The 25,909-nt window shown below is 35.1% G+C and carries 26 protein-coding genes, 1 tRNA gene and 2 pseudogenes; 13 read left to right on the plus strand and 16 right to left on the minus strand.

All coding sequences use genetic code 11. The features are described 5' to 3' along the window. Positions 1-20: 20 nt before the first annotated feature. From OPR46_RS06545 to ruvC, 5 genes and pseudogenes are all read left to right on the plus strand, one after another. Positions 21-188 (plus strand): annotated as a pseudogene (locus tag OPR46_RS06545) (TenA family protein); the annotation flags it as partial. 44 nt (positions 189-232) lie between these two features. After that, positions 233-715 (plus strand): thiaminase II/PqqC family protein, encoded by a 483-nt coding sequence (locus OPR46_RS02110; protein ID WP_265043745.1) that lies wholly within the window; start codon positions 233-235, stop codon positions 713-715. After that, on the plus strand, positions 712-954 hold the full coding sequence (locus OPR46_RS02115) for a hypothetical protein (protein ID WP_265043748.1): 243 nt from the start codon (positions 712-714) through the stop codon (positions 952-954). Before OPR46_RS02110 ends, OPR46_RS02115 begins: the two co-directional genes overlap by 4 nt. A gap of 47 nt (positions 955-1,001) precedes the next feature. Next, positions 1,002-1,829: a cytochrome c oxidase subunit 3 gene (locus OPR46_RS02120; protein WP_265043750.1), complete on the plus strand. Its 828-nt coding sequence runs from the start codon at positions 1,002-1,004 to the stop codon at positions 1,827-1,829. After that, positions 1,830-2,318, plus strand: coding sequence for a crossover junction endodeoxyribonuclease RuvC (ruvC, locus tag OPR46_RS02125; protein ID WP_151807779.1), 489 nt, complete (start codon positions 1,830-1,832; stop codon positions 2,316-2,318). A 44-nt stretch (positions 2,319-2,362) separates the two neighbouring features. On the opposite strand, the gene ruvX is transcribed toward ruvC, so the two are convergent. Next, the gene (gene ruvX / locus OPR46_RS02130; RefSeq protein ID WP_265043752.1) at positions 2,363-2,830 is read right to left on the minus strand and encodes a Holliday junction resolvase RuvX; all 468 of its coding nucleotides are present in this window, start codon (positions 2,828-2,830) and stop codon (positions 2,363-2,365) included. 1,636 nt (positions 2,831-4,466) lie between these two features. Here ruvX and gatB point away from each other — a divergent pair. The 5 genes from gatB (at position 4,467) to OPR46_RS02155 (ending at position 8,039) form a co-directional block, all read left to right on the plus strand. Beyond that, positions 4,467-5,891 (plus strand): Asp-tRNA(Asn)/Glu-tRNA(Gln) amidotransferase subunit GatB, encoded by a 1,425-nt coding sequence (gene gatB / locus OPR46_RS02135; RefSeq protein ID WP_265043754.1) that lies wholly within the window; start codon positions 4,467-4,469, stop codon positions 5,889-5,891. 132 nt (positions 5,892-6,023) lie between these two features. Continuing rightward, positions 6,024-6,545, plus strand: a complete 522-nt coding sequence (locus tag OPR46_RS02140) for a hypothetical protein (RefSeq protein WP_265043756.1) — start codon at positions 6,024-6,026, stop codon at positions 6,543-6,545. 5 nt (positions 6,546-6,550) lie between these two features. Next, entirely contained in the window at positions 6,551-7,345 is a 795-nt protein-coding gene (locus OPR46_RS02145; protein ID WP_265043758.1) for an ATP-binding protein, read from the plus strand. A gap of 86 nt (positions 7,346-7,431) precedes the next feature. Beyond that, a complete protein-coding gene (locus OPR46_RS02150; protein ID WP_265043762.1) occupies positions 7,432-7,725 on the plus strand; it encodes a hypothetical protein in 294 nt (97 codons plus the stop codon). 179 nt (positions 7,726-7,904) lie between these two features. Beyond that, on the plus strand, positions 7,905-8,039 hold the full coding sequence (locus OPR46_RS02155) for a hypothetical protein (RefSeq protein ID WP_265043763.1): 135 nt from the start codon (positions 7,905-7,907) through the stop codon (positions 8,037-8,039). Positions 8,040-8,140: 101 nt separating this feature from the next. Here OPR46_RS02155 and OPR46_RS06550 read toward each other — a convergent pair. The 5 genes and pseudogenes from OPR46_RS06550 to OPR46_RS02175 all read right to left on the minus strand — a co-directional run. Then, positions 8,141-8,557: pseudogene (locus tag OPR46_RS06550) on the minus strand (DedA family protein); the annotation flags it as partial. A gap of 6 nt (positions 8,558-8,563) precedes the next feature. Further along, the gene (cysS, locus tag OPR46_RS02160; RefSeq protein ID WP_265043765.1) at positions 8,564-9,937 is read right to left on the minus strand and encodes a cysteine--tRNA ligase; all 1,374 of its coding nucleotides are present in this window, start codon (positions 9,935-9,937) and stop codon (positions 8,564-8,566) included. Beyond that, positions 9,930-10,586: an exopolysaccharide biosynthesis protein gene (locus OPR46_RS02165; protein ID WP_265043766.1), complete on the minus strand. Its 657-nt coding sequence runs from the start codon at positions 10,584-10,586 to the stop codon at positions 9,930-9,932. The genes cysS and OPR46_RS02165 overlap by 8 nt, the downstream gene beginning before the upstream one ends. Positions 10,587-10,752: 166 nt before the next feature. Then, the gene (gene tatA / locus OPR46_RS02170) at positions 10,753-10,920 is read right to left on the minus strand and encodes a twin-arginine translocase TatA (RefSeq protein WP_006013840.1); all 168 of its coding nucleotides are present in this window, start codon (positions 10,918-10,920) and stop codon (positions 10,753-10,755) included. A 128-nt stretch (positions 10,921-11,048) separates the two neighbouring features. Continuing rightward, entirely contained in the window at positions 11,049-11,822 is a 774-nt protein-coding gene (locus tag OPR46_RS02175; RefSeq protein ID WP_265043769.1) for an ABC transporter ATP-binding protein, read from the minus strand. Positions 11,823-11,969: 147 nt separating this feature from the next. On the opposite strand from OPR46_RS02175, the gene OPR46_RS02180 reads away from it, so the two are divergent. After that, a tRNA-Arg gene (locus OPR46_RS02180) sits at positions 11,970-12,046 on the plus strand. Between the two features lie 94 nt (positions 12,047-12,140). Here the strand turns inward: OPR46_RS02180 and uvrC are convergent. The 8 genes from uvrC to OPR46_RS02220 form a co-directional block, all read right to left on the minus strand. Next, positions 12,141-13,958, minus strand: a complete 1,818-nt coding sequence (gene uvrC, locus OPR46_RS02185) for an excinuclease ABC subunit UvrC (RefSeq protein WP_265043771.1) — start codon at positions 13,956-13,958, stop codon at positions 12,141-12,143. Beyond that, on the minus strand, positions 13,942-16,059 hold the full coding sequence (gene glyS / locus OPR46_RS02190; protein WP_265043776.1) for a glycine--tRNA ligase subunit beta: 2,118 nt from the start codon (positions 16,057-16,059) through the stop codon (positions 13,942-13,944). The genes uvrC and glyS overlap by 17 nt, the downstream gene beginning before the upstream one ends. 3 nt (positions 16,060-16,062) lie before the next feature. Further along, positions 16,063-16,902, minus strand: coding sequence for a glycine--tRNA ligase subunit alpha (locus tag OPR46_RS02195; protein WP_265043778.1), 840 nt, complete (start codon positions 16,900-16,902; stop codon positions 16,063-16,065). Between the two features lie 44 nt (positions 16,903-16,946). Further along, positions 16,947-17,705 carry a phosphatidylglycerophosphatase gene (locus tag OPR46_RS02200; RefSeq protein WP_213863111.1) on the minus strand — a complete coding sequence of 253 codons (759 nt, stop codon included), beginning with the start codon at positions 17,703-17,705 and terminating at the stop codon, positions 16,947-16,949. A 146-nt stretch (positions 17,706-17,851) separates the two neighbouring features. Next, entirely contained in the window at positions 17,852-18,847 is a 996-nt protein-coding gene (hemB, locus tag OPR46_RS02205; protein WP_265043784.1) for a porphobilinogen synthase, read from the minus strand. Continuing rightward, entirely contained in the window at positions 18,840-19,865 is a 1,026-nt protein-coding gene (gene nuoH, locus OPR46_RS02210; RefSeq protein ID WP_015588803.1) for an NADH-quinone oxidoreductase subunit NuoH, read from the minus strand. Before nuoH ends, hemB begins: the two co-directional genes overlap by 8 nt. Continuing rightward, the gene (nuoG, locus tag OPR46_RS02215) at positions 19,849-21,897 is read right to left on the minus strand and encodes an NADH-quinone oxidoreductase subunit NuoG (RefSeq protein ID WP_458694308.1); all 2,049 of its coding nucleotides are present in this window, start codon (positions 21,895-21,897) and stop codon (positions 19,849-19,851) included. The genes nuoH and nuoG overlap by 17 nt, the downstream gene beginning before the upstream one ends. A gap of 5 nt (positions 21,898-21,902) precedes the next feature. Then, positions 21,903-22,115: a hypothetical protein gene (locus OPR46_RS02220; protein WP_006279675.1), complete on the minus strand. Its 213-nt coding sequence runs from the start codon at positions 22,113-22,115 to the stop codon at positions 21,903-21,905. A gap of 172 nt (positions 22,116-22,287) precedes the next feature. Here OPR46_RS02220 and OPR46_RS06865 point away from each other — a divergent pair, with 172 nt between their 5' ends. Continuing rightward, positions 22,288-22,491 (plus strand): hypothetical protein, encoded by a 204-nt coding sequence (locus OPR46_RS06865; RefSeq protein WP_265043795.1) that lies wholly within the window; start codon positions 22,288-22,290, stop codon positions 22,489-22,491. 614 nt (positions 22,492-23,105) lie between these two features. Here the strand turns inward: OPR46_RS06865 and OPR46_RS02230 are convergent. Continuing rightward, entirely contained in the window at positions 23,106-23,927 is an 822-nt protein-coding gene (locus tag OPR46_RS02230; protein WP_265043798.1) for a uracil-DNA glycosylase, read from the minus strand. Further along, a complete protein-coding gene (gene def, locus OPR46_RS02235) occupies positions 23,917-24,456 on the minus strand; it encodes a peptide deformylase (RefSeq protein ID WP_265043801.1) in 540 nt (179 codons plus the stop codon). The genes OPR46_RS02230 and def overlap by 11 nt, the downstream gene beginning before the upstream one ends. 138 nt (positions 24,457-24,594) lie before the next feature. On the opposite strand from def, the gene ftsA reads away from it, so the two are divergent. Beyond that, entirely contained in the window at positions 24,595-25,833 is a 1,239-nt protein-coding gene (gene ftsA / locus OPR46_RS02240) for a cell division protein FtsA (protein WP_265043803.1), read from the plus strand. Positions 25,834-25,909 lie beyond the last annotated feature (76 nt).

Genomic DNA, 25,909 nt, shown 5'->3' on the forward strand with positions numbered 1-25,909 from the left:
GGATTATTGTAAAAAGAGCTATAAATGCTGTAATTGATGAGGTTACTGATATTACAAATAAGCTATATAAAAAAGCTAGTGACTGTGAAAAAAAGAGGATGTATGAGTTTTTTAAGAAAGGGCTGGAATTAGAAATAATGTTTTGGGATGAGGCATATTACTCTAATATATCTAGCAAAGAATATTAGCAGCGGATTATTTACGTTAACTTGATCTTTTATCGGTAACTACAGTGTTCAGTGGCATAATTAGGAGCTGTTACGGGTCAAATCTTTTAAAGGATATAATTGAGCATCCTTTTAATGTTGAGTTAGTGAATAACACCCTAAATATAGAGAACTTCAAATTCTATACTCAACAAGAGGCATTGCTCTTAGGTGATTATATTCGTGTCATCTTAATTGCTGCATCCAGAATGGAAGATTATAGTAGTATTATCTTGCTTGCTGAAGTAGCCCAAAGAGCAGTGACTGTTAATAGAATGTTATATGACTACTACTTTACTATGTACGGTATAAGTCGCGAAAAGAAATCTCTTGAGTGTTTTAATTTCACTAATTTTCTTTTATCCATCTCGCATAGTATAGCTCTTTTTACAATAATCCGAACAGACCGTAATATGCTACTGGCCTGCTATAGCCATAAACACATATCTTATCGCATTCGGACTATTATAAGAAAGGCTATATATACGAGACTGTCGTTGATAGCATGAAAAATAGATTCAAGAAAAATAATAGATATAGGGATTGGTTTAATTTTTGTTACAGTGATTCAGTAAAGTCTGGATGCATTATTTTGGAAAATATTGTTGATGGATATTGCAGCAGAGCAAGAGAAAACGAAAAGAGCAGAATGCTTGAGTTGTTTAGAATAACTGCACAATTTGTGTTAGATTTTTTGAACGGTGCATATAATTTTTCAAGATTCAATCAATTTCCTAAGGAACATTGACAATTTTAAGCTAATTTGTATCCTTAATAAGTATTTTTTAAAATGCTATGAAAAGTAAAGAACATGATTTTCATTTAGTGGATCCAAGCCCTTGGCCAATTGCTGTATCAGCAGCAATTCTTATTCTTGCACTTGGATTAGTTGGCGCGCTTCATAAACAAATTGTCGGAATGTTTTGTTTAGTTTTGGGAATCTCCGCAGTATCAGGGGTGCTGTTTTATTGGTGGAGAGATGTAATAAGGGAGGCCATTTATGACAAATGTCACACTACCATTGTAAAACATGGACTCAAATTTGCAATGTACTTGTTTATTCTCTCGGAGGTCGTATTTTTTATAGTGTTCTTTTGTTCATTCTTTAAAGCCTGGCTTGATCCAGTTTTTTTATTTGAGGCGTTTTCTCCTGCAAAAAAAGTTGAATGGCCCCCTGAGGGAATTTTGCCACCTGATCCGTGGTCACTACCATTCATGAATACATTAATATTATTGCTTTCTGGTACAACAATTACTTGGGCAAATCACTCTTTACTTAAAAATGATAAAAAGAGCATGATTAAAATGCTGTCCATAACTATATTGCTTGGAGTTTTTTTTATAATAGTGCAAGCAATAGAGTATCATGAAGCGAGTTTTTCTCTACAAGAAACAGGAGAAAAGCTTATTTATACATCCAATTTTTATATGATGACCGGTTTTCACTGCGCACACGTTATAATAGGAATAATATTTTTATCAGTGTGTTTATTTAGAGCACGGAAAGGCCAATTTACACTTCAGGACCATTTGTGCTTTGAGTTTGCCTCCTGGTATTGGCACTTTGTAGATGTAGTCTGGATATTTTTATTTTTGTTTGTCTATTGGTTAAGCGTTTATTAAGTGGTTAAAATAATAGGTCTAGATCCAGGAATAAGCAAGACTGGGTGGGCCATTATCAGCCTGAACGAAAAAAATAATATTGAATTTTTGGGCGGCGGTACCATATCAACTGATGGTAAATTGGGTACAGGTGAACGCCTACATATAATTTTTGAACAATTAAAGAAAGTAATTTCCCTATACTCTCCGAATGAAGCTGCGGTGGAGAAAATTTTTGTTAATAAAAATCCTAAATCTTCACTAACTTTAGGATATGCAAGAGGGGTTGTAATTTTAGCGTTAAAAATAACAAAGCTAACTATGAATGAATATGATGCAAACTATGTAAAAAAAAGCATTACCGGAAATGGCCATGCTGATAAGGATCAGATGATATTTATGGTGAAGCAAATAGTTAAAAATTTGAGTATAAAATGCCACCATGCTGCTGACGCTCTTGCTGTAGCAATTTGTCATGCTTATACGAAAGGTTCTTGTTTTGTTGAGTAACTTTTATATGGGATTCAGTTTGAAGATTTCCAGATCTGGAAAAACTATTTGATTGTATTTATCTTGTCTAACGTTCGTTGCAAAATAATACATGCGGAGATTTTATCATCTATTTTTTTCGATTTTGTGATTGATATTCCAGTAATTTTTAGTGTATGAGTTGCGATAGATGTTGAGAAGCTTTCGTCTTGTAAGTATATATTTACTTTATATTTTTTTATTATTTTATTTGCGAATTGGATTATAGTTTTACACCATTTAGTTTCTTGCTCGTCCATTTTTAATGGTAGTCCTATTACCATTGATCCAGATTCATTTTCTTTGAATATTCTATGCAGATAACCTAAATCTTTGCTCATATTTTTTCTGTGATATATGCTATGAGCTGTGGCTATGAGCTGTGTTTTATCGCTAAATGCTATGCCTATTTGCTTTTCTCCCATGTCAAGGCACATTATGCGCTTCTCTTTTGGAATAGACTTTAGAAACTCATCTGGATTTCTATGTAGCATCTATTAGACTTCCTTTAAAGCGACCTTACCAAAAAAGTGGAGAGAAAGTTAAGAAAATTTTTTACAAAAAGAATAATGAATCAAATTGCTCAGGAATGCAATAGACTTCTTGCATAACCCAAACTAAGTAGAAAAAAGGTATCATCTAAGTAGCTGACACTGGTTTCCATCCAAAAGGGCAGTGCCCCTATGATGTCATTCCAGTGCCCAGACACTGGAATCCAGGAAAAAGAATGGTGTCATCCAAGTAGCTGACACTGGGATGGCTTTGTTGCATCGCTACTTATGAAAGGCTAACTATAGCTCTTTTTACAATAATCCGAACAGACCGTAATATGCTACTGGCCTGCTATAGCCATAAACACATATCTTATCGCATTCGGACTATTATAAGAAAGGCTATATAATTAGGATTATAGCTCTTTTTACAATAATCCGAACAGACCGTAATATGCTACTGGCCTGCTATAGCCATAAACACATATCTTATCGCATTCGGACTATTATAAGAAAGGCTATATAAGCAACCTATTGAAAATCTTGTTTTTTTGCAATCAATCTGATCAAATTTAAGAATAGTAATTTATTATTTATATTAATAAATTTAATTCTATTGAAAATAGCTAAAGCATTGAAATTCTTGAATTTTAGCCGGATTAGTGAGTGGTAGTGAAATTTCTTTTACTCAAATTTAGGTATTCACTGACCGTTCTTGTTATAAATACCAGAATAATAAGCTACTGATATTCTCCACCTTTTTTATCTTTAATCCATCATAGCTAGCGATGCAACAAAGCCCACTGGGATCCAGAAGACTTAATTTCAACCAAATAATAAAGGCTGGATCCCAGTGCTTGGCACTGGAATGACAGCAATCATACGTCATACCGCAATTCATTCGCGGTATCTCGGCCGCTAACAAGTAGCGGGATGACGGTTATCGTTTAGCTATAAATATTTAAGAAATTTACCAAATGAAAAAAAAGGCAAAAGAAGCCCCATGGTGGTTGGCTATTTATAGCTCTTTTTACAATAATCCGAACAGACCGTAATATGCTACTGGCCTGCTATAGCCATAAACACATATCTTATCGCATTCGGACTATTATAAGAAAGGCTATACTATGTACTAAAATATCGGCGTTTTTTTTATTCTAAAACGCTTGATTAAGAGCGATTTAGCTGCTTTTAACTTGCAACTAACCTACACCGCAAGTGTTTAAGAAATTTACCAAGCAGGAAAAAAGGCAAAGAAACCCTAGGGTAGCTAGTATTCAAATTCTCCCTTGTCAATTTGACGTTTTTTGCTGTCTTAAACGCTTTGTAAGCGCGTTTCAGCTTATATAGGTAAAAACCTAGAAATTTTTAAAGACATGCGATGCACGTAGTGCGAAAAATTAAACATGAGACGCCAAATACCCTAAGTTTTTTGTCATTAACCTGCACAGATTGCGAAGATAAATAAATAGCTTCAGTTTCATAATAAGGGAGCTGGTGGAGTTTGTCAAGTAATCTTTTGCATTTAACCCGTTTCTATGGGTAAAACAATCTGCATACCACTTAGCTAACATGAGTTTTGTTTTGACTTTTTGTGCTAATTTTGCAGAATATTAAGATTATCATTTAAATAAAATACATGACGAAAGAGGATTGGGAAGCGGTAATTGGGCTTGAGGTACACGCTCAAGTTTCTTCTAATACGAAGCTATTTTCTAGCTCATCAACGGAATTTGGTGCTGAGCATAACACTCAAGTTTCTCTAGTTGATGCGGCAATGCCAGGTACGCTGCCAATACTAAATTATTACTGCATAGAGCAAGCAATACGCACTGGTCTTGCACTTTCTGCAGAAATTAATAAGTATTCTTACTTTGATCGGAAAAATTATTTTTATCCTGATTTACCACAAGGTTACCAGATAACTCAGTTTTTTGAGCCAATAGTTAAAAACGGTAGAGTATTTATCAACGACAATGAAAAAGAAATAAGAATTGCGAGAATTCATTTAGAGCAAGATGCAGGAAAGAGCGTTCATGAGGAAAGCAAAACTTATGTAGATTTAAATCGTGCAGGGGTTGCTTTAATGGAAATTGTTTCAGAACCAGATCTCCGTTCATCTGCGGAAGCTGCAGAATGCATGAAAAAATTGAGGCAGATTTTGCGTTACATTGGTTCGTGTGATGGTGATATGGAAAAGGGATCACTTCGTTGTGATGCAAATGTTTCTGTTCGCCTAAAAGGCAGTAGTACATTTGGCACTCGTTGTGAAATAAAAAATCTGAACTCGATACGTTATATTGTGCAAGCTATAGACTATGAAATACAAAGACAAATTGAAATTTTAGAAAGTGGAGAAGAAATAAGTCAAGATACCTTATTATTTGATGTTGCTTTGGGAAAAACAAAAGTGATGAGAAGCAAAGAGGATGCAAGCGACTATAGATACTTCCCTGAGCCTGATTTATTACCTGTTGAGGTAAGCCAGGATAAAATCGATTCTATTAAATCATCTTTACCCGAGTTACCAGATCAAAAAAAGCTGCGATACATTGAGGAATTGGGTATCAACGAATACGATGCAAACGTCATTACCTCCGATAAAGCAATTGCTGATTATTTTGAGGAATTGATAAAAAAACATGATTCAAAGCTCGCCGTTACCTGGTTAACCGTAGAGCTTTTTGGTCGTTTGAATAAAGTAGGTATTGATATTGTGAGCTCCCCAATCAAAGCCAATGCCCTGTCCGAGCTCTTAGATTTTATCGTTGATGGAACAACCTCTGCTAAACTTGGCAAACAAGTGTTCGATAGTATGTTTGAAACTGGCAAACCTGCATCTCTCATCATAGAAGAGCAGGACCTAAAGCAAATAACCGATAGAGGTCAAATATCAGAAGTTATCGACACAATCATCAATAGCAACCAAGATAAAGTTCAAGAATACAAAAGCGGTAAAACAAAATTATATGGTTTCTTTGTTGGTGAAGTCATGAAATTCACCAAGGGAAAAGCCAGCCCTGATGTTGTGAATTCAATTTTGAGTGAGAGATTAAGTAATTAGTCACATTTTTTTATTTACATAACAGCACATCTCGTAGATATTCCAAGGTCTTTGTTACGATATCTGTATATCATGACATATAACTTTTTTACCATTTGTTGGTACTATTTTTAAAATCATGTGAGGTTGAGGATGCCTGAAACTTATCCTGCTTGGGGAAGAAAGCGGTCTCTTCATGGTGATATCTACCAACTAAAGTGGGTAATGCTGCTTCTCAAACGTGCAGTAGATGTTGGATATTCTTTCCGTTTAGCTACAGAAATGGAATCAGCTACGGGTTTTGATGATATTGTTTTTCAGGATAGGAAAAATGAAAAAATAGTATATAGGTTTATACAAAACAAACACAAGCAAAATGAATGCGAAAAAATCGGTGTGGGTAAATTGCTTTCAAAAAATAAAAGTGGTGAATTTAGCGTTCCAAAATATTTTGTTTCCTATCTAAAGATTAAAATTAATCCAGATTTTGCAGATGGTGACCTAAAGTACTTTACTATCTGTACTAATATCGGTTTCGATCTAGCTCAAAGTATAGCTCTTTTTACAATAATCCGAACAGACCGTAATATGCTACTGGCCTGCTATAGCCATAAACACATATCTTATCGCATTCGGACTATTATAAGAAAGGCTATACAACACAAAATACAATAAAAAAGTTGAAAGCAAAAACTTCGGGACCAAACAAGGGAATAGAAATTGCAGTTGAAGTAATAAGCACTAGTGATATTTTTTTTAAATACGGCGGTACGAGATACAAGTTCTCTTGTACTCACGATAACATGATTTCAATAGTGCAACCGGCATTTAAGAGTGCTGTAAAAGAAGCAATAGAAGAATTGGAAAAGGAGATAAAAGAACTTCAAGGTAAATCAGATCAAAACTCAAAAAGAAAATTGGAAAGAAATCAGGTATGGCAACGTGAGTTTGAGCGAATGACAAATGAAGGCAAGTTAGAAGAGAATATAAGGGAATTTTTTGATAAATTAGTATTTGCAGTAAATCAACCTAACGAGATAAAACTAGCGGAAATCATTGAGAATGAGTTAGGCAAAGAATTTAATAATATCGATAAAAAGAACGTTTATGGTCGCTTTCTGGTAGAAGTTCTGGATTGGATGAAAGCAAGAGAGGGAAAGTTTCTATCACATGAAGAAATAAATGAGTTTTTTGAAAAAATAAGAGAGGAAATTTTAGGAGTGATTTGGTTTGATGTCAGAGGTCCAGTCAGACTATTTACAGGAAGAGATGAGGAATTGGGAATGCTACATGATTCGCTACGACGCAATCCCAAAGGTGCTGTAATTTCATACATAACGTCTATTAGTGGTCCTGGGGGGATGGGAAAAAGCCAGTTGGCTAGAAAATATGCTTGTAAATATAGAAGATATAGCCTTTCTTATAATAGTCCGAATGCGATAAGATATGTGTTTATGGCTATAGCAGGCCAGTAGCATATTACGGTCTGTTCGGATTATTGTAAAAAGAGCTATATTATGACGGCAATGTTATATGGATAGACGCTGAAAACTTTGAAACTATGAAAGATTCTTTCTTGAGATTAGCTAGAGATAATAGACTAGGTATTTCTCCCAAAGATAAGTACGGAAACGACAAAACGATAGAAACTATTGTTAGAGAAGTATTTGCTTTCTTTGCAAGAAGGAGGAGCCTGTTCATTTTCGATAACGTTCAAGAGTACAAAAAGATAAGTAAATTTTTGCCATTTTCTTTATCTCCTGATCTTAACAAGCCTCATATTTTGATTACTTCACATGATCAAGAACTGGAGAAGGGGATAGATGTTATAGTACTAGAGGGATTGGAACTATAGCCTTTCTTATAATAGTCCGAATGCGATAAGATATGTGTTTATGGCTATAGCAGGCCAGTAGCATATTACGGTCTGTTCGGATTATTGTAAAAAGAGCTATAAAAGACGCTATAGAATTTGTTAAAAAAGGATTTAATATACCAAAAAAAGATAAATCGCAAGATTGGGAGATAGAAAATTTGGTAAGAAGGTTGCAATGCTTTCCTTTAGCTATACAACAAGCAGTATCATATATCGAAGACCAGAAAATAACAGAGAAGTTCGAAATTAGTGATTATCTAAAAGAGTATGAAAAGAAAGCTAAGAAGTTATAGCTCTTTTTACAATAATCCGAACAGACCGTAATATGCTACTGGCCTGCTATAGCCATAAACACATATCTTATCGCATTCGGACTATTATAAGAAAGGCTATATACTCCAAAAGTAAGTATTAGATATAACAAATAGAAGAAATTAGATAGAATGATTAAAGGGGCAAGGATATAAAGGTTTAATTTAAAATAACCTGATAAAATTTGAATCACACTTCCAAGTGCTGGCACCCATGAAAGTAATAAAGTTGCAAAAATTAGCAAGTTTTTTGTGGCTTTTGGCGTTGCATATTCGTTTTCTAGTTTGTGATATGATTTTCGTATAGAGATTGTTATTTTACCTAAGTACCAATTAACTATTCCACCAAGACTTGATCCTAGTACTCCAAAAAATAACATCAGTAGTGGAGTGTGATACGACCTAAAATAAAGCATGGTATTGAACACAAAACCTTGATGTATGGGTAAGAATAATGATGATACTAGACTATCTGTGAATAACAGGAAGTAGTTTTCCATATGAATTTACCAGGTTGTTGTACCATCTTCATTGTCAGAAATTGTAACCCCTATTTGTTTCAACTGATCCCTTATTTTGTCTGCAGTATTATAATCTTTATTTTGTTTTGCTGCTCTTCTTAAATCTATCAATCTTTCTATTTCTTGATGACTCACACCAGCAGTAAACCACTCTTGATAACTTGACTCAAGAAGACCAATAAATCTGGCACTCTTAACAAAACTCTCAGTTAATTTAAGCTTTTCACTTTCATTACTCATTTTGTTAATTTTTGCAGCCATTTCATGTAATATAGCTAGAGCTTCAGGGATGTTTAAGTCGTTTTTTAAAGCGTCTATAAAATCTTTAGAAATCTCTGCGTTACTTTCATCAATATTCGTTATATCTAAACCACGTAATAACCGATAAAATTTGTTTAAGGTTTCCTGTGCATCAGAAATAACGTTTTCTGTCCAATCAAGTGGTTTTCTGTAGTGAGTTTTGAGCAGTGCATAGCGTATTACTTCACCCTTTATTCCACTATCTAGCAAATCTCTTACTTTGACTATATTAAATAAGGACTTGCTCATTTTTTCTTCATTTACTGTAAGAAAGCCGTTATGTATCCAGTATTTTGCAAACATTGATCCAGCAAATGCGGACTTACTCTGTGCAATTTCATTTTCATGGTGAGGAAATTGTAAATCTATGCCGCCACCATGAATATCAAAATCTTTGCCAAGGTAAGCATATGACATTGCTGAGCATTCTATATGCCATCCAGGCCTGCCCTCTCGCCATGGGCTATTCCAATAACTTGAAAGTTTGTAGTCAATATCATTTGCAGGCTTCCACAGCACAAAATCTCCAGGGTGCTTTTTATTTTCATTAACTTCAACTCTGCTACCTGGAACCAATTCATCAGTTTTTTTTCCTGATAAAGCACCATATTCATGGTAAGATTCTATATTAAAATACACGTGTTTGTCAGATTCGTAAGCATGGCCTGATTGCAGTAAATGTTCAATTAATTTTATAATATAATCTACGTTTTCCGTTGCTTTTGGCTCGTGTGTTGGCTCTTTACAATTTATGCTTTCCATATCATCATGAAAAGCTTTAATGTAATATGTGGTTATACTTTCTATGTTGCTATTTTTTTCACTTGCTGCATTAATTATCTTATCATCAATGTCGGTTATGTTACGCACATAGGTAACTTTGCCATAACAAAACTTAAGTAGCTGAAATAACACATCATACACAACAACAGACCGTGCATTGCCTATATGTGCTGTGTCATATACTGTTGGTCCGCAAACATACATTTTCACATGATCTTTATCGATTGGTGTAAAAAGTTCCTTTTTTTTTGTTAAGGTGTTGTAAAGCCTAACCATATACGAAGCTTTTGAGAAAAGAAAATGCCCCAATGACAAGTTGTGGCCCTTTGACTATTACAACAAGAGTAAGCAATAACCCACACAATGATATTAGAACTCCCAATATGGATAGAAACCCATCTTTACTCATGATACCAAGCGAAATAAAAGTTGTACCAATTGCAGGAATGAAGTTAGTAAGAGGTAGTGGAAGAGCTATTGATAACGCACAAAGCAGCATTATAAAAGCTAAAATTTTTTCACCGGGCCCATAGAAAATAAAAGACATTCTTGGTCTCATGAACTTTTCTATTTTTTTTAATGCTGGAGAAGTTTTTTCCACCACAAGAGCTAGTGTTGAACGCTGAAAAGATCTTCTTTCTAGCCAACTGGGCATCCAAGGAGAATCAAATCCAAATAAAAGCTGCAGTGAGAATAAGATTAAAGGTATAGAAAGAATAGTTGTATAACCAGGTGGAACAGGTATAGGCACCGATAGCGGCAAGGAGAAGATGATTATTAAAATACCAAAACCGCGCTCATGCAAAGCTGTTTTAATGTCAAACAAAGTTACTTTATTGCTATCATTGTTATTGGTATCTGCAACCTCTTTTAGAATATCAGAAGCTAGTTTTTTATCTTTAGTTAGTTTCTCACTTTTTTGCACAATTATCCTCTAATAAAACATTCCTCTTAAGCTAACATAGTTGTTGCTGTATTTCAATATTTGTTATTTATTTCATACCAACACTTCACCTCTTTCATTCTTTAACCTGACTAAGTTTTTAAACAGATGACATGCACTAAGGTGCATGTCACGAAGTATGAGGACGCTAACGATCTGGTTCATTAGACGATAATTTTTCTGAGTCCTTAAGCTCCTGTTTAAGGTTTTTGATGCCTTTTCCTAAATCACCCATAACTTGCGGTAACCTGCCTGCACCAAACAGAACTAAAATTATTATTAAGACTAGAAACAATTGCCATGGTCCTAAACTCATTTTCACCTCCATTTAAAATATTGACCTTTAAATATTAAAACTTGACTGAAGTCAAGTAACACATGGATTATATTACCTTTATTTAGTTATAAATCAAGGTTTTTTAATTATTTTATAACAATCCCAAACTAGATTATTTTCTTGCAGCGAATAAGTGGAAACTTTTCGTTTAACTGTAGAGTAGAAGAGAGCTCACTAAAAAACTTTGCTAGCGTATCATCTTTAGGATTATGGTATATATCGCTAGAAACTCCTGATTGAATAATTTTACCATTTTTCATTACGTAGATAAAATCTGCAACTTTCAATGCTTCTTGCGGGTCATGAGTTACCATTAGCATAGGGATATTTTTACTTCTGAAAAGGGACAATATATGTTGTCTTATTCGGCACTTGAGCAGTATATCTAAATTAGAAAATGGTTCATCTAACAACACAACATCAGGGTTTTGTGCCATCACTCTTGCTATTGCAACTAATTGTTGCTGTCCTCCAGATAAGGCGTTAGGGTACATATTTTCATATTTTTCTATATTGAGTAACTTCAAGATTTCCAATGCAATTAGGTGCTTTTCTCTCTTGGAAGAGCTGCGGATAGCAAAGGTTATATTTTCTACTACTGTTTTATGAGGAAATAATGCAGAATGCTGAAAAATCAATCCGATATTTCTATGCTCTATAGCGACTGATGCCTTATTACTTGCAACTAACCTATCATTTATAAAAATAGTTCCAGATTTTGGATTTTCTATCCCCGCAATTAATTTCAAAATTGTTGACTTGCCACAGCCAGAATGCCCCAATAAACATGCAACATTTCCTTTCTTTACTTTAATGTTTATATTGCTTAAAGCAAAGTCGTTTTGATTGTTATAGAAATAACCAATATTGTTAACTAGCATTAATCTTACTTAAACCATGTTATTAAATATAATAGCATTATACTCAAGAAGTACAGAAATGTTTTTTGTCGTCATAAATTGGTTATGCAATAAATCTAGAAAAGAAAGGATTTTTTGCTATAATTTTACATGAATGGTAGGAAACACGGGACTATAGCTCAGCAGGATAGAGCGTTGGACTCCTAATCCGAAGGTCGTGCGTTCGAATCGCACTAGTCCCACCACATTAAATTTTATGGAGATTTTTTTTCACAAATACGCACACCTTTTTTTGCGGTTTTAAGATATAAATTCCCTAATAATAAAACGGGTTTTGTGTCATTCCAGTACTCCTCTCTTATAATTCACGTATTTAAGAATGACTTCTGCTAAACCTTTACTAATTCCAGGTACGTTTTGAATTTCAGCCAGAGAAGCTTTGCTTATATTTTTCACTGAACCAAAATAAGACATCAACGCTTTTTTTCTTTTGTTGCCAATGCCGGGTATTTTGCTTAATTGTGAAACTATAAACTGTTTATCGCGTTTTTTTCTATGTGAAGTTATCGCAAAACGGTGGGCTTCATTACGCAGCGATTGTAAGTAAAGCATGACTTTGCTGTCATTTGCCAGACTGAATTCTTCCCTGCCCAGCATATAAAATCTTTCATTCCCTGCGTTACGATCAGGACCTTTTGCCATACAAGCAAAAGGAACGTTTATATTCAATACTTCCAGTACATTCTGTACTATGGAAACATGTCCTGGTCCACCATCAATCAGTAAAAAATCAGGTATTATGCCTTTTATATTGCCGGAGAAACGTCTGGTTAGCACTTCCCTCATCATTTTATAGTCATCGCCTGAAAATTTTTCCTTTATAGTAAATTTTCTGTACTCACTCTTTAAAAAACCCTCCTGCCCTGCAACAATCATCACACCAATTTGCTGGCTTCCAGAAATATGGCTATTATCATAAACCTCGATACGCTTTGGAATACTTGGTAACAAGAAAACTTTGCTAAGCTCTTCAAGCTTTTCTAGGTTATTTCTATAATCGATAAGCTTCTGCTCTAAGCTATGCTGAGAGTTATCATAAACAAATTTCAATAAATCACGCTCTTTTTTATTCTTTGCATGCAGAACTTTTACTGGCTTTTGAGCAACCTTATATAGTGCTTGTTCTATAATTTCCTTATCCACAATAGAATCTGGAACGTAAATTTGTATTGGAGGTATGTTAGCTGAATTATAAAAATTGACCAAAAAGGTGGATAAAATTTCATCATTTGAGTGATCACCACAGTTCTCGGCAAAGTAAGGAGTGCTGCCGTAGTTGTCTTTATTTCTAAACGATAACACACTAATACATGCTAGATCCTCTTCACGTACAATACTGAAGAAATCTGCATCTTTTTCAAAAGAAAAATCCGTGTGCTGTATTTGAATTTGCTCAAGAAACTTTACCCGATCTCTATATATAGCAGCAAGCTCATAGTTTTCTTCACTGCTGCACTTTCTCATTGTGAAAAGTAACTGTTCTTTCACTTCCTTATTTCTTCCAAGCAATGTATTTCGTGCCTGTTTTACTGATTGGCAGTAGTCGTCTTTTGTGATTTTGTTTATGCATGGTGCTGAGCAGCGCTTAATTTGATATTCAATACATGGTCTTTTTGTTGAGGAAAAGTATTGATCTGAGCATACTCTTAGGAGAAAAGCTTTTTGCAATGACAATATAGTTTGCTTAACAGCAACGGCAGATGTAAAGGGACCATAATAATAAAACTCATTCTTCTTAAATTTGCCTCTATATTTTGCTATTCTTGGATAATCGTGCTTGGAAATTGTTATATAAGGATAAGATTTTCCATCCTTAAGCACAATATTATAAAGTGGTTTCAATGATTTTATTAGCTGTGCTTCAAGAAGCAGTGCTTCGATTTCATTCTCAGTGATGAATATTTCAACCTTAATAACCTGTAAGAGCATAACTCTAATTCGTTCAGAAAGATTTTCGAATTGAAGGTAGTCGGATAACCTTGACTTTAAGTTTTTTGCTTTTCCAACATATAAAACTTTATTCTTATCTCCGACCATCTTATACACGCCACAGGACTGTGGAGATGATTTGATTTGTTCTTTATATTGCCTGAGCATTTATCCATTGCTTAACCTGTATGAGGTTAAAATCTGCTACTAAATGAAAGATGGAAACTACATTTTCAAGCAAAGATAATCTGTTTCTTCTCAGCTTATCAGAATCACAGTTAATCTTTATACTGTCCATAAACTGATTGATAAACGGAGCAAAACCAGCAAGTTCATCAAGTGCTACATTAAAGTGGTTATTTTTTATCGCTTGTTTTATGTTTTTACAAGCAGTTATAGCACAATTTGATAGCGCAATTTCTTCACTTTCAATCAAAAACCTCTTACCGTAAGATGCACTATAAGTAGTGCCATCACTTTTCCTTGCTTTGCTCATCATGTTACTGACTCTTTTGTAAGTGCTTAGAATTTGTTCACCTTCTGGAGTACTAAGATAACGATCCAATATAACAGTTTGCTTTTCTGCTGTCAGCAGATCATTAATATCGATTTTATATAGTATTGAATCTACAACATCTTGCCTTATATCTCTATTTTTTAAAATAACCTTGAATCTTTCTAAGCAAAATCTAAATACTAGTTCTGAAATTTGTTTTCTATTCGGCTTATCAACTGACGCTGTATTTTTATTAAATAGAAGCCTTGAATATAAAGATACTGACTTGTCTATCATTAGCCTAATTGGAACATGCAAATTATTTTCAAGTATTGTCCTAATTATACCAATTGTCATTCTCCGCAAACCAAATTGATCATACGAACCAGAGATTTTCTCACCTGCTGCAATTAAACCAACTAAGCTATCCACTTTGTCTGCAATTGACACAGCAATTGCAGAAGGAGATTTAGGACACTCCTGCTCTGGCCCGATTGGCTTATAATGCTCAGTTATAGCTTCCACTATTTCTCTATCTTCTTGAAAATAAGAAGCATAATATCCACCCATTACTCCTTGTAATTCTGGAAACTCTCTTACTATCGATGTTGCCAAATCAGCTTTTGCCAAATATGCAGCACGTTCAACTTTTATCAGCGAAGCATGTGGAATAAATATAGCTATATACTTTGACAAAGCCGTAATACGCTTCACCTTTTCCCCCACGCTGCCAAGTGAAGCATGAAATAATATTGAACCTAATCTTTTGACATAATAATCTAGATTTTCCTTTTTATCTTGAGACATTAAAAATTGGGCATCAGCAAGACGTGCTTCTAATATTCTTTCGTGTCCTTTAACAACTTCACCATTGTTGACGTTGACAACAGTGACAAAGTGTGAAATTCTCTTTCCATTACTTAAAGCAAGGTATTTTTGTTGTGTATGAACTATACTAAGTATTACTTCCTTCGGTAATCCAAATGACTTTTCTTGATTCACTTCACCAAACAGTACGATTGGCCACTCTATAAGCCCTGTCAATTCATTTAGTAAATAATCATTTTTCTCAAGTTGTAAATTCTGCTCTTTTGTGAATTTATTAATCTGATCTAGTATAAATTGCTTTCTTTTGTCCATTTGGAGAATTACACTGTTTTTTTCTAGCAATTCAAAATAGTCTTTAGGTGTTTTAACAGTAAGCGCCGTACCACTTGAGAGAAATCGATGGCCATATGTTGTGTTAGATGCTGTGATCCATGCAAAAGATACAGGTATTATTTCATCATTTAAAATGCATAAAATGTTTTTAATTGGCCTAACCCACCTTTCTTTTCCTTCGCCCCATCTCATACTTTTTGGCCAAGAGAAATTTTTTAATATTTCTCCTAGTTGATTTTTAAGAAACTCTTGAATGTTAAATGAGCAGCTTTCTCTTTTAATGAAGTAAAAATCCTCATTATTTACTTTTCGAACGAGCAAATCTTCTTCATTTTTCTGATATTTTCTTAAAAAACCCTCGATAGCACTTTTTGGTGCGTTAATGTTTGGTCCCTTAACTTCGTTATTGGAATCCTTTAGCTCCAAAGCATTTATGTTGTCAACAAATAGAGTAATGCGACGTGCCGTTATAAAAACCTCCATTGATGTAAATTTTACATTATTTTTGTTAAAAACATTGGCAATACAGCTCTTAACTTGAGTTGCAGCTACATTCTGCATTCTCGGTGGTATTTCTTCTGAAAGGCACTCAAATAATAACTGCAACGACATACGCTATTTACTCATGTACAATTCACAACATTTTTTTGTTAGCTCTCTAACTTTACCAATATAAGCTGTACGTTCATTTACACCAAGCACACCTCTTGCATCAAGCAGATTAAGTAGGTGACTAGTTTTAATACATTGGTCATAGGCTGCCATTGGTAGCTCCTTTTCAATAAGGAACTTACACAATTTTTCCGTATCTTCGAATTGCTGCTGTACCACTTTAGTATCATAATAATCTAACGCTAGATAAGAAAATTCATATTCTCTTTGTTTAAAAATATCTCCGTAAGTTACACCGTTATCGTTCCAAATTATATCGTAAACATTATCTACACCTTGTATGCACATTGCTAAACGTTCCAACCCATATGCCGCCTCACCAGGAATCATCTTGCAGTCAATCCCTCCAACTTGCTGTATATAAGTAAGCTGTGTTACTTCCATTCCATTGCATGTAACTTCCCATCCAAGTCCTGATGCACCAACGCTCGGATTTTCCCAATCATCTTCAACAAACTTAATATCATATTTTTCTGTAGATATGCCAAGAACTTTTAAGCTATCTAAATAGACGTCTTGTAAATTATTACCAGATGGCTTTATTATAGCTTGATATTGGTGATGTTGATACAAGCGATTAGGATTATCACTATAGCGTCCATCTGCTGGCCTAATTACTGGTTGTAGATATGCAATTTTTGTCGGTTTTGTATCAATTGCAGACATAATTGTTGCAGGATGTAATGTGCCAGCACCAACTTCAGATGTGTATGGGTGAAGTATAACACATCCTTCACTAGCCCAAAAATCTTGTAACTCTTTTATTATACTTTGTAAGTTCACACAAATTGCACACTTTTTATACTAAATATATAAATAAATAAGTACTATTCAATACCTATTTTTTTAACAGTATCATGTAAATAATCACCTAAAACTGCTGAACTTTCCCTCACATACTGAATTATGCTTTTATTTAGGACAATTGCATCATGCATAGTTAAATCGCAGAATATAAATGCTGTTAAATACAGTAAAATCACCGCATAAAATGTGTGAAAAATCCCCTCAAATGTAATTGACATTGCATTATTATAGCTGAGCTGTATTGAACTTATTGGCCATGGTTTTATCACTTCTACGACATTAAAAAATACGTAAGGTATCATAAGAAAAAAGAAAAAGTGCATAAAATCATTAAACCAAAATGGGCATTGAAACATCTGCTTACATATACTCCCATAGAGTTTACTTACAGCATAATAAATCGACATCATTGCTGGCATTGAAAGTGCTACAGTCAGTACTTGCCCTGACGCTATTTGTATTACTATTTCTTCACCACTGTTTGCTGAAGGGTCTTGAGCATGAAAAATAAATATTCCAATTAATTGCATTACTAACATAACTATTGCCAATTTTGTAAAAACAGCAGCTACGACTATTCCTGAGTCTGGCATTTTATATAGTAAGTATTCGCCTCCATATGTAAGAATTAATATAACATCGACAATAAATAATATTAAAAAAGAAGACCAATAGTTCTGCCAACTTGGTAAATATCCTATTCCTAAAAGAGAGCTTACTGTTTTAGCAGGAAAAACCTTGCCTAGCATCTTCCCCAAAAATTTAAAAAAAATCCCCATGTTCTGAGTAACACTTGGTTTATATTATTTATAATACTGTATTGTAATAGACTTATCAATAGCTTAAAACATGTATTGGAAGATTTTAGGTAATATGCAGCAACAGCAGAAGAACGTGCGCCAAAAATTTAATAATTTTATAGGGCTTATGCACTTAAATTTTTTGCAATATCAAGTGCAGCGTAAGTGAATATTGCGCTTGCACCCGCACGTTTGAAACCAATCAAAGACTCATAAATCACCTTGTCATAATCTAGCCAGCTATTATTTGCAGCAGCTTTTATCATTGCGTACTCACCGCTTACTTGGTAAGCAAAAATCGGAAAATTAAACTTATCACTTGCTGTTTTGATAATATCTAAATATAGCATACCTGGTTTAATCATAATAAAATCTGCACCTTCATTTATATCCATTTCAATTTCGCACATTGCTTCGCGCGCATTTTTATAATCCATTTGATAACCACTTTTGTCTATAGAATGTGATAGCCCACATGAACCAACGACTTGCCTGAATGGAGCATAGAAGCTAGAGCAGTATTTTACTGCATAAGATAATATTAATACGTCTTGAAAGTTGTTATCATCTAATGATTTTCTGATTCTTCCTATTCTACCATCTATCATATCAGAAGGAGCAACTGTATCACATCCTGATGCTGCTAAAGCAAGTGCTTGCTTACATAATATCGACATGGTTTCATCGTTTTCTACGTCCACCTGATTGGCTTTTAAAATGCCGTCATGGCCGTGAATAGTGTATGGATCCAATGCAACGTCTGCAATAATACCAATTTCAGGTACCTTTAATTTTACAGCACAAATTGCTCTGCAGATTAAGTTGTCAGAATTATATGCTTCCTGAGCGTTTTCAGATTTTAGTTTACTATCAACTACAGGAAAAATTGCAACAGCATTAATTCCTAAATCTTTAGCTTCCTTAACTATAGACACTAATCCATCTATTGAATAACACTTTACGCCTGGTAAGCCAGAAATTGGTTCAGTTGTTTCTTCTCTGTTATGAACAAACAGAGGAAGAACCAGATCATTTACTGATAAACTATTTTCACTTGTTAAATTGCGAACCCATTTGCTCGAGCGCCTGCGCCTTAATCTTGTATTTGGAAAATTAAACATTGGATCCAGGTAAATTCCCAGTAAAGAGCAACACCCCTGAAATGAGTATCACCCAAAGCACCGATATTGGCAGAAACACTTTCCAACCAAGGCGCATTAGCTGATCATATCGATAACGAGGTATTGTTGCTCTAATCCAAATAAATACGAATAAAAGTATAATTATCTTCAAAACGAACCAAATTAAACCTGGAATTTTATAAAGCAAACCAAGTTCTAACGGAGGATACCATCCTCCTAGAAAGAATATCGTCATCATAGCACTTGCTAAAATCATATTTGCATATTCTCCAAGAAAAAAGAGGGCAAAAGGCATGGATGAATATTCAACGTTATATCCAGAGACAAGCTCTGCTTCAGCTTCTGGTAAATCAAATGGGTGACGATTAGTTTCTGCAAGCAAAGAAATAAAAAATATTATTCCTATAGGCATTAGTAGCAAATCAACCCAAAATGGCATATTGTGTTTCGCTACCACCATCTCTCCAAGATTTAATGTTCCAGTGGTAATAACGACTGCAGCAACTATTAAGCCTATTGAAACTTCATATGAAATCATCTGAGCAGCCGACCGTATAGCGCCAAGGAATGCATAATTGGAGTTGCTTGACCAGCCTGCAATAATCACGCCGTATACTCCCAGCGACGATATAGCTAGCACGTAAAGCACTCCAACATTAATATTTGCTATAACCTTAGGAATAACTACTTGCTGGCCATTTTCTACAATTACTTCAGCACCAAACGGTATAACTGCCCAGGCAATTAATGCCAAGATAAAGGTAAGCATTGGAGCCATAATGAACAGTATGGTGCTCGCTCTAAATGGTATTATCGGCTCTTTAATCAGTAGCTTAATAGCATCTGCAAATGGCTGCAATAGCCCAAAAGGTCCAACTACACTCGGGCCGTGCCTTAGTTGAATTGCAGCAAGGACCTTACGCTCAAAGTATGTCAAATATGCAACTGAAAGTAGTAGCGGTACTAAAATAAATAAAATATTAACTAGCGTGTTCATAAAAAGCTTTAGTACAATCTGCCATTATTTTTGAAGCGCGACTTATTGAATCCGTCATATAAAAATTACACTCCTTTAAAGTAAAAGGTTTATCACTTAAATTTATTTTACCATTGCTAATTGGCACCCATGTGTTTTTTATCACTTGATCAACATTTCTAAACTGTGGACCGATAGTATCTAATTTTTTTCTCACGTCAAATAAACTATCATATGGTAAGGAGAGATCCAAATATTGCGAGAGATTTTTAATAATTAACCAGTCCTCCTTTGCTTCACCTGGAGGAAATACAGCTAAATTTGTTCTTTGCACTCGACCTTCAGTGTTTACATAAGTTGCATATTTTTCTGTATATGCAGCACCAGGCAAGATAACATCTGCCACATGTGCACCCTTATCACCGTGATGACCTTGATAAATTACAAATGTGTTTTCTAACTTTGATGTGTCAATTTCATCTGCACCAAGAAGATAAACAACTTCTATTTCACCACTTTCTGCATGTTCCAATATTTGATTAATATCCCTTTCGCCTTTTTTAGGAACAAACCCAATATCTAGCCCACCAACTCTTGCTGCAGCTTTATGCAGCACATTAAAGCCATTCCAGTCATCTCTGACCATGTTAAATTCTTCTGCAATTTTGCCAGCTAGAATTAGAATTGATTCAGAATCGTCTCTTACTAATGCATCTTGACCGATAATCAGCATAGGGCTCTGAGCAGCACTCAGCAGCTTACAGAACTTATGATTTCCATTTGCTATTTCACTCAAAATATCAGGATTATCGCCCAATTTCTCAACATGATACAAATATTCAATGTTAGGACCAACACTTGCAACAGGAAAGTTGCCCTGTAAATATCTCTTTCTCAATCTTACGTTAATGATCGGTGCTTCTATCCTTGGGTTTGTATTTATAAGCAGACACAAATCCGCATTCTCTATACCTTCAATAGTGGTATTGAACACATACGATCCACGATTATTTGGTATAAGTTTTGCACCATCCTGCCTGCAATCTATATTTCCCGAGCCGAGCTTCTGCATCATTTCTTTAAGTAGAAGCATAGACTCACAATCTGCTAAATCACCTGCAATTGCAGCTATTTTATTTGATTTTGTATTCTTTAATTTCTTTGCAGCAACAGTTAATGCCTCATTCCAATCAACTGGGGCTAATTTACCATCTTTTTTTATATAAGGTCGATCAAGACGCTGAACTTTTAGTCCATCATAGGCAAAGCGGGTTTTATCTGATATCCATTCTTCATTTACCTCTTCGCTCAGCCTTGGTAATATCCTCATAACCTCCGGGCCACGATAATCAACTCTAATTGCGCTACCCACAGCATCTAGCACATCTATAGTCTCACAATGTGATAGCTCCCATGGACGCGCTGTAAAGGAGTAAGGCTTTGAAGTTAAAGCTCCTACCGGGCAGAGATCTATGATATTTCCAGATAATTCAAAACTAATATGCCTTTTTATGTAAGTGCTAATCTCTACATTTTCTCCCCTTCCGATTCCTCCAAGTTCATTTGTACCTGCAACATCAGACAAAAATCTAACACACCGAGTGCAATGAATGCATCGATTCATCGCAGTCTCAATCAGTGGTCCGAAGTGTTTTTTTGGCACAGCCCTCTTATGCTCATCAAGTCTGCTGGTTCCTTTCCCATAAGCCATCGTGATATCTTGCAAATCGCATTCACCACCTTGATCGCAAATTGGGCAATCAAGCGGGTGGTTAATTAGCAAAAACTCAAGCACACCTTCACGTGCTTTTTTAACCTTAGGGGTATCAGTGTGAATAACCATCCCTTCTGCAACTGGCATTGCACAAGAGGCTACTGGTTTTGGAGGTCCACCCTCCACTTCAACCAAACACATTCTGCAATTACCAGCAATTGCTAAACGCTCATGATAACAAAAACGTGGAATTTCAACGCCCACGACTTCACAAGCTTGAATTACAGTGAGCCCATGCTCTACTTCACATTCCTTAGAATTAATAGTAACTTTAACCACAACTATTATACAGCTTCCCACTTTATAGGATTGCCGCTTACCTCATCTTCAACCAGATTGCCGTTGTCATATTGAGCAGACATATAATTCATGCGCGAATCACGATCTATATATCTAACAGGTTTTACCGGTTTATCTTTATACATTTTTTGCTCAGCTTTCTTACGCTGAGTAGGGTTATTTTTACTAGCTGTCTTTGCTTTCCCACCCGCTGCCATATAAACTCCTAAAAACTTTTCATTCTATTTTAACACTTAAGTATATAGCGTCAATATTTAATAACTTTAAAATTTCAATAGATCTCTTATTATAATCATTTTACAATCATTGTTTAAATAAAAAGTTACCCCTTGATGCCATTCCAGCTCATGACGCACAGCTGTACGAACATTGCAATTTGCGTGGCAGATTCAAGTAGCTGACACTGGTTTCCATCCAAGACGGCAGCGCCTCCTTCTTCTGTCATCCCAGTGCCCAGACACTGGGATCCAGGAAAGTTTGCTTGTGAGCAAGCAAACTAGCATAGAAAGTGGTTACAACATTTTCGATGAGATTATATGGAAAACTGGATCCCAGTGTCAAGCACTGGAATGACATCATAGAGGCGCTGGAATGACATCATAGGGGCTCGGGTGACGAAAAAAGGAGCACTGGAATTACACCTTCCTGCCCAATTCATGTTGCTATAAACATTAAGAAATTTACCAAGCGAAAAAAAAGGCAAAAGAAGCCCCGTGGTTATTGTCCGCTTTAAAATATTGGCGTTTTTTATGTTTTAAACGCTTGACAAGGGAAATTCAGCTGCTTTTAATTGCAACTAACCTACGCTGCAAATGTTTAAGAAATTTACTAAGCAGAAAAAAAGACAAAGAATCCCCGAGTTAGCTAGTCTTTTACTATCTCTGTCGAGTATTGGCATTTTTTGATGTCTTGTAACGCTTTATAAGCGCGTTCAGCTTATTTAGATAAAAATCTAGATGTAGATGAAGTTTTGTAAAGACATACAGTATCTATATACTGCAAAAAATTAAACATAAGACGCCGATACATTAAGTAATCCTTACCTTTTAATCTGCAGATTGGCGAAAGCAAATACAATAGCTTCACTGCCGTGATAAAGGGGCTGGCGGAGTTTGTCAAGGAAGTTTTTTCGTTTCTAACGATTGTTAACATGCTGCAAAAAACTATGCAAGAGGTCTACCACTTTATTAGGTATTTGTGCAGTTATTGGTGTTATCAAGATACTCCCTAATCTTCTTCAAGTCCTCCCAGGCTAAACGTTTTTGTGCCGGTTGGCGAAGTAGGTAAGCTGGATGAAATATAGCGGCTGTGGTGATTGAATTGGACAAATATTGGTTAGTGTACGTATGAAATCTACCACGCAAATTCGATATAGTTTTTGTGCTGTCAAGAAGGCTATAACATGCGATTCCCCCGACTAAAATTAGAATTTGTGGTGAAACCAGTTCAACATGCTTCTCAACAAATGGTCTGCACATATCAAGCTCTAGGTCGGTTGGCTTTCTATTGCCAGGTGGGCGCCAAAATACAGTATTGCTTATGTATACCTTAGTGCGATCAAGATTGATTGCATTTAACATTTTATCGAGCAACATTCCACTTGCACCACAAAATGGTATGCCTTGAAGGTCTTCATTTGCTCCTGGAGCTTCACCAACGAGCATAACTTTTGCGTTTGGATTACCATCGGAAAAGACAGTATTAGTTGCAGTTTTTTTTATCTCACAACCTTCAAATGATTCAACTGCACTTCTTAGTTCATCCACACTATTACATTTGCTTGCAAGTTTCCTTGCTTCGATTATCCAGTCACTTGGAAACATGTCTTTTCCATCTTTAGTGTCACCCCAGCGCGTATCTGCATCTTTCTTCTTGGTCCCAGTTTGGATAACAGAGGGTTGTACACTCTCTTTGCTCTCCAATTTTTTTTCCTCTTCACCCTCCATTAGTGTGCAATCAACGCCCACTTCATGGTAAAATTTTAATAATTCTAGGTCTTTATTGCTCATAATGCTTTTTAACCTTTTGTGCTTTTTTCATGGCCATATCATACTTTAATTTAGATAAATGTCTAATATATAATATGCCGTTTAAGTGATCTAATTCATGCTGAATACACCTTGCAAGCCAACCACTAGCTTTTAGCGTCTGTTCTTCGTTATTTAAGTCTCTGTATTTCACAGTTAGATACTTTGGACGCTTAATTTCATGACTTTGCTCTGGAATTGAAAGGCATCCTTCCTTGAGAATTACTTGTTCATCGGATAATTCTGTAATCTCAGGATTAATCATGTAAAATTTGCCAGTTGAGCCATATCCTGCTGGCTCATTTTCAATCGTTTCTAGCTGAATATCCATAACAAAAATTCTCTTTAACACTCCAACTTGCACTGCAGCAAGGCCAAGACCTTCTGCATCATACATAGTTTCGAACATGTCGTTTGCTAATTCTTTAATTTTATCGTTTATATCTGTTACTTCACTGGCACGTGTGATTAGTCTTTCATCAGGGGCAATTACAATTGGTAATATGGACATAAAAATTATAGTTCTATGTTTTGCTTTTCCTTTTGTCCAGAATTTAGTGTATATTAAAATGTTGCTATATCTATAATAGAAATATAAATTATTAAAGAAAGCTACAATTTAAATGAAATTGCGTAATAAGGTTAACTAATGTACTCTGCAGTAATAGCAAAACCAAAGAGAAATGTTTTTGCTGTTTTAGACATAGGTACAACAAAGATTATTTGTCTAATCGTTAAGATAAATGGCAACTTCAGCTATAAAGTAACAGGAACGGGTTATAAGATTGCAGAAGGTGTAAACGGTGGATCAATAACTAATGTAAAACACGCAAATTACTCCATCTCATCAACTATAGGTTTAGCTGAACAAGTATCAGAAGAAACCATAGATCAGATATATGTGAACATTGCTGGATGTGGCATCTCATCTTTCAATGTACATAATGAAATTATTGCAGCTAACCATGAGATTTCTGAGCGTGATATAAGACGTGTAGTTTTTCAAACATTTGAGAAATATATTGAAGACAATGTTATCATTCACAATATACCACTAAAATATCACTTAGATGACATGACTGACATAAAAGAAGTTGGTGGATTGTACGGAAAAAGACTATCTGCTGATGTTAATGTTGTCACTGCTTCGCGTCCAGCGCTTACCAATATTGAAAACTGTATTACCAATAATGGTGGATTAAATATGGCAGGTTGTATTGCTTCTGCATATTCTGCAGGTCTTGCCTGTCTGAGTGGAGATGAAAAAGAGCTCGGGACTGCTATTGTTGATATAGGCGGTGGGTGGACTGCAATTGGAATTTTCAAAAGAGGGAAACTTGTGTATGCAAGCAGCGTTCCAATTGGTGGTGTTCATATCACTCGAGATATTGCTTACGGGCTATGCACAAGCATAGAACGTGCAGAGTATATAAAAATACTGTATGGCAGCACTATCGTAACTTCAATAGATGAGAATGAGTACATTACAATGCAAAACAACGAAAATGATGAACCTACTCAAGTATTCAAATCTGAGCTTATTAACATCATAAGACCAAGAGTTGAAGAAATACTTGAAATGGTAAGAGAGCAATTTCAAGAGCAGAAAGATCCAATTAATAAAGTAGTGATCACAGGTGGAACTAGTCAACTCACAAGCATGAAGGAAATTGCAGGCTATATATTCAATAAGCAAGTTCGAATTGGGTGCCCTGAGTCTTGTAGCGGTCTTGATGGCGAATATGATAAAAATCCTGTATTTTCTGCTGCTATAGGCTCTATAAAGCTAATAGTTGACACTTTTTATAAAAATAATTCTGGTATTTTAGGTCAGGATGGTAAAATGAGTAAATTGTATAATTGGGTTAAATCAAAAGTTACAGTCTAGATTTCTGTTTTACCACCTTTCATACAAATGACTTGACACTAGGATCCATAGGACTTATTTTTATAATATGTAAAAT

It is taken from the genome of Wolbachia endosymbiont (group A) of Scambus nigricans (genome assembly GCF_947251485.1).
Lineage (GTDB): Bacteria > Pseudomonadota > Alphaproteobacteria > Rickettsiales > Anaplasmataceae > Wolbachia > Wolbachia pipientis.